This window comes from Pseudomonas sp. NBRC 111133, assembly GCF_001320605.1.
Taxonomy (GTDB): domain Bacteria; phylum Pseudomonadota; class Gammaproteobacteria; order Pseudomonadales; family Pseudomonadaceae; genus Aquipseudomonas; species Aquipseudomonas monteilii.
The window spans coordinates 1-3,329 of sequence record NZ_BCBJ01000102.1 but is presented as its reverse complement, the minus strand read 5'-3'; the positions used below and the strand labels follow the sequence as shown (position 1 = coordinate 3,329).

Genomic DNA, 3,329 nt, shown 5'->3' with positions numbered 1-3,329 from the left:
CCCGCCCGCGGACGACCGCAGAGGACCTTTCCCGTGACCGACAACAACAAATACCGTGACGTTGAAATCCGTGCCCCACGTGGCAACAAGCTGACCGCCAAAAGCTGGCTGACCGAAGCGCCACTGCGCATGCTGATGAACAACCTCGACCCGCAGGTCGCGGAAAACCCGAAAGAACTGGTGGTGTACGGTGGTATCGGCCGCGCCGCCCGTAACTGGGAATGCTACGACAAGATCGTCGAAACCCTCACCCGCCTGGAAGACGACGAAACCCTGCTGGTGCAGTCGGGCAAGCCGGTCGGCGTGTTCAAGACCCACAGCAACGCCCCGCGCGTGCTGATCGCCAACTCCAACCTGGTGCCACACTGGGCCAACTGGGAACACTTCAACGAACTGGACGCCAAAGGCCTGGCCATGTATGGCCAGATGACCGCCGGCAGCTGGATCTACATCGGCAGCCAGGGCATCGTCCAGGGCACCTATGAAACCTTCGTCGAAGCCGGTCGCCAGCACTACGGCGGCAGCCTGAAAGGCAAGTGGGTACTCACCGCAGGCCTGGGCGGCATGGGCGGCGCCCAGCCACTGGCCGCTACCCTGGCCGGCGCCTGCTCGCTGAACATCGAATGCCAGCAGAGCCGCATCGACTTCCGCCTGGAAACCCGCTACGTCGACGAGCAGGCCACCGACCTCGACGACGCCCTGGCGCGCATCGCCAAGTACACCGCCGAAGGCAAGGCCATCTCCATCGCCCTGCACGGCAACGCTGCCGAAATCCTGCCAGAGCTGGTCAAGCGTGGCGTGCGCCCGGACATGGTCACCGACCAGACCAGCGCCCACGACCCACTGAACGGCTACCTGCCAGCCGGCTGGACCTGGGAACAGTACCGCGACCGTGCGCAGACCGAGCCGGCTGCCGTGGTCAAAGCCGCCAAGCAGTCGATGGCCGTGCACGTACAAGCCATGCTGGACTTCCAGAAACAAGGCATCCCGACCTTCGACTACGGCAACAACATCCGCCAGATGGCCAAGGAAGAGGGCGTGGCCAACGCCTTCGACTTCCCGGGCTTCGTGCCAGCCTACATCCGCCCGCTGTTCTGCCGTGGTATCGGCCCGTTCCGCTGGGCGGCGCTGTCTGGCGATGCCGAGGACATCTACAAGACCGACGCCAAGGTCAAGGAACTGATCCCCGACGACGCCCACCTGCACCGCTGGCTGGACATGGCCCGCGAGCGCATCAGCTTCCAGGGCCTGCCGGCACGTATCTGCTGGGTTGGCCTGGGCCTGCGCGCCAAGCTGGGCCTGGCGTTCAACGAAATGGTCCGCAGCGGCGAGCTGTCGGCACCGGTGGTGATCGGCCGTGACCACCTGGACTCGGGTTCGGTCTCCAGCCCTAACCGCGAAACCGAAGCCATGCGTGATGGCTCGGACGCTGTTTCCGACTGGCCGCTGCTCAACGCCCTGCTGAACACCGCAGGCGGCGCCACCTGGGTGTCGCTGCACCACGGCGGTGGCGTGGGCATGGGCTTCTCGCAGCACTCGGGCATGGTCATCGTCTGCGACGGTACCGACGAAGCCGCCGAGCGTATCGCCCGCGTGCTGACCAACGACCCGGGGACTGGCGTGATGCGCCACGCCGATGCCGGTTACGCTATCGCCATCGACTGCGCCAAGGAGCAGGGCCTGGACCTGCCGATGATCACTGGGTGATCGCCACGCTTTGGATCACACCCCACAAGGGGTGATACTGAACAACAAGAAGGAGCGCGCAGGCACCGAAAAACGGGCCTGCGGCTCCACGCGATTTGGAGTAGCAACGTGACCGAACTCACCCTCAAGCCTGGCACCCTGACCCTGGCCCAGCTGCGCGCGATCAACGCCGCGCCCGTGCGCCTGCAACTGGATGCCAGCGCCGCGCCGGCCATCGACGCCAGCGTTGCCTGTGTCGAGCAGATCATTGCCGAAGACCGTACCGCCTACGGCATCAACACCGGTTTCGGCCTGCTGGCCTCGACCCGCATCGCCAGCCACGACCTGGAAAACCTGCAGCGCTCGCTGGTGCTGTCGCACGCCGCCGGTGTTGGCGCGCCGCTGGATGACGACCTGGTGCGCCTGATCATGGTGCTGAAAATCAACAGCCTCAGCCGTGGTTTCTCCGGCATTCGCCGCAAGGTCATCGACGCGCTGATCGCCCTGGTCAACGCCGAAGTCTACCCGCACATCCCGCTGAAAGGCTCGGTGGGCGCATCCGGTGACCTGGCGCCGCTGGCGCACATGTCGCTGGTGCTGCTGGGCGAAGGCAAGGCCCGCTACAAAGGCCAGTGGCTGTCGGCCACCGAAGCCCTGGCGGTTGCCGGCCTCGAACCACTGACCCTGGCCGCCAAAGAGGGCCTGGCCCTGCTCAACGGTACCCAGGCCTCCACTGCCTACGCCCTGCGCGGTCTGTTCCAGGGTGAAGACCTGTACGCTGCTGCCATCGCCTGCGGTGGCCTGAGCGTCGAAGCGGCATTGGGCTCGCGTTCGCCGTTCGATGCGCGTATCCACGAAGTGCGTGGCCAGCGCGGCCAGATCGACACCGCCGCCTGCTTCCGCGACCTGCTGGGCGATTCCAGTGAAGTGTCGCTGTCGCACAAGAACTGCGACAAGGTCCAGGACCCTTACTCCTTGCGCTGCCAGCCGCAGGTCATGGGCGCCTGCCTCACCCAGCTGCGCCAGGCTGCCGAAGTGCTGGGCATCGAAGCCAACGCCGTGTCCGACAACCCGCTGGTGTTCGCCGCCGAAGGTGATGTGATTTCCGGTGGTAACTTCCACGCTGAGCCGGTGGCCATGGCTGCCGACAACATTGCCCTGGCCATCGCCGAAATCGGCTCGCTCAGCGAGCGCCGCATCTCGCTGATGATGGACAAGCACATGTCCCAGCTGCCGCCGTTCCTGGTGGAAAACGGCGGGGTCAACTCCGGTTTCATGATTGCCCAGGTGACCGCTGCCGCCCTGGCCAGCGAAAACAAGGCCCTGTCCCACCCGCACAGCGTCGACAGCCTGCCGACTTCGGCCAACCAGGAAGACCACGTGTCGATGGCCCCGGCTGCCGGCAAGCGCCTGTGGGAAATGGCTGAAAACACCCGTGGCGTGCTGGCCATCGAATGGCTGGGCGCCTGCCAGGGCCTGGACCTGCGCAAAGGCCTGAAGACTTCCACGAAGCTGGAGCAGGCGCGCAAGGCGCTGCGCAGCGAAGTGCCGCACTATGACCGTGACCGTTTCTTCGCGCCAGACATCGAAAAGGCCGTGGAACTGTTGGCCAAGGGGAGCCTGACCGGTTTGCTGCCGGCGGG

Annotated in this window: 2 protein-coding genes; both read left to right on the top strand. The window is 65.6% G+C overall.

The window, feature by feature from the left end; translation table 11 throughout:
- Positions 1-33 precede the first annotated feature (33 nt).
- Positions 34-1,707 carry a urocanate hydratase gene (hutU, locus tag APH36_RS23630; protein WP_016712451.1) on the top strand — a complete coding sequence of 558 codons (1,674 nt, stop codon included), beginning with the start codon at positions 34-36 and terminating at the stop codon, positions 1,705-1,707.
- A gap of 108 nt (positions 1,708-1,815) precedes the next feature.
- A partial coding sequence (gene hutH, locus APH36_RS23625) for a histidine ammonia-lyase (RefSeq protein ID WP_060500639.1) occupies positions 1,816-3,329 on the top strand: 1,514 nt, incomplete at its 3' end.